This window comes from Pseudoclavibacter sp. AY1H1 (assembly GCF_002931055.1).
Taxonomy (GTDB): domain Bacteria; phylum Actinomycetota; class Actinomycetes; order Actinomycetales; family Microbacteriaceae; genus Pseudoclavibacter.
Genome location: NZ_PSXX01000023.1, coordinates 3,894 through 5,764, shown reverse-complemented (window position 1 = coordinate 5,764; position 1,871 = coordinate 3,894). Strand labels below are relative to the sequence as shown.

Below are 1,871 nucleotides of genomic sequence, written 5' to 3'. Positions count from 1 at the left end.
CGATTCTTGAGAACTCAACAGCGTGCACTATGTCAAATGCCAATTTGATCCCGTGCCTCTTCCTTTGGAGGGGGTAAGGATTCCTTTTGGAAACATATTTGGACAATACAAGTCAGTACTGAACTTTCGGGTTTGGTGTTGTTTTGTTTTTTGTCAGTTTCAAACTTGTCATCGCACTTCGGTGTGGTGGCGTGATGTTTACCGGCGAGCCTTTGGGTTTGTTTGGTTGTTATTCATTTACGGAGAGTTTGATCCTGGCTCAGGACGAACGCTGGCGGCGTGCTTAACACATGCAAGTCGAACGATGAAGCCCAGCTTGCTGGGTGGATTAGTGGCGAACGGGTGAGTAACACGTGAGCAACGTGCCCATAACTCTGGGATAACCTCCGGAAACGGTGGCTAATACTGGATATCTAACACGATCGCATGGTCTGTGTTTGGAAAGATTTTTTGGTTATGGATCGGCTCACGGCCTATCAGCTTGTTGGTGAGGTAATGGCTCACCAAGGCGACGACGGGTAGCCGGCCTGAGAGGGTGACCGGCCACACTGGGACTGAGACACGGCCCAGACTCCTACGGGAGGCAGCAGTGGGGAATATTGCACAATGGGCGAAAGCCTGATGCAGCAACGCCGCGTGAGGGATGACGGCCTTCGGGTTGTAAACCTCTTTTAGTAGGGAAGAAGCGAAAGTGACGGTACCTGCAGAAAAAGCACCGGCTAACTACGTGCCAGCAGCCGCGGTAATACGTAGGGTGCAAGCGTTGTCCGGAATTATTGGGCGTAAAGAGCTCGTAGGCGGTTTGTCGCGTCTGCTGTGAAATCCCGAGGCTCAACCTCGGGTCTGCAGTGGGTACGGGCAGACTAGAGTGTGGTAGGGGAGATTGGAATTCCTGGTGTAGCGGTGGAATGCGCAGATATCAGGAGGAACACCGATGGCGAAGGCAGATCTCTGGGCCATTACTGACGCTGAGGAGCGAAAGCATGGGGAGCGAACAGGATTAGATACCCTGGTAGTCCATGCCGTAAACGTTGGGCGCTAGATGTGGGGACCATTCCACGGTTTCCGTGTCGTAGCTAACGCATTAAGCGCCCCGCCTGGGGAGTACGGCCGCAAGGCTAAAACTCAAAGGAATTGACGGGGGCCCGCACAAGCGGCGGAGCATGCGGATTAATTCGATGCAACGCGAAGAACCTTACCAAGGCTTGACATATACCGGAAACGTTCAGAAATGTTCGCCCCGCAAGGTCGGTATACAGGTGGTGCATGGTTGTCGTCAGCTCGTGTCGTGAGATGTTGGGTTAAGTCCCGCAACGAGCGCAACCCTCGTCGTATGTTGCCAGCACGTAATGGTGGGAACTCATATGAGACTGCCGGGGTCAACTCGGAGGAAGGTGGGGATGACGTCAAATCATCATGCCCCTTATGTCTTGGGCTTCACGCATGCTACAATGGCTGGTACAATGGGCTGCAATACCGCGAGGTGGAGCGAATCCCAAAAAGCCAGTCTCAGTTCGGATTGGGGTCTGCAACTCGACCCCATGAAGTCGGAGTCGCTAGTAATCGCAGATCAGCAACGCTGCGGTGAATACGTTCCCGGGCCTTGTACACACCGCCCGTCAAGTCATGAAAGTCGGTAACACCCGAAGCCGGTGGCCTAACCTTTTGGAGGGAGCCGTCGAAGGTGGGATCGGTAATTAGGACTAAGTCGTAACAAGGTAGCCGTACCGGAAGGTGCGGCTGGATCACCTCCTTTCTAAGGAGCACTTAGCACGCATCCTTTTGGGTGTGGAGCTGAAGTCATTTCGGTCGCGAATGTCGATCGGTGGCGCTCATGGGTGGAACATTTGACTATTCGGTGCTCAGCGTGA

The 1,871-nt window shown here is 53.7% G+C and carries 1 rRNA gene; it reads left to right on the top strand.

From position 1 onward, the window contains the following. Window positions 1-236 precede the first annotated feature (236 nt). Window positions 237-1,756: ribosomal RNA gene (locus C5E05_RS19680) — 16S ribosomal RNA — on the top strand. Window positions 1,757-1,871 lie beyond the last annotated feature (115 nt).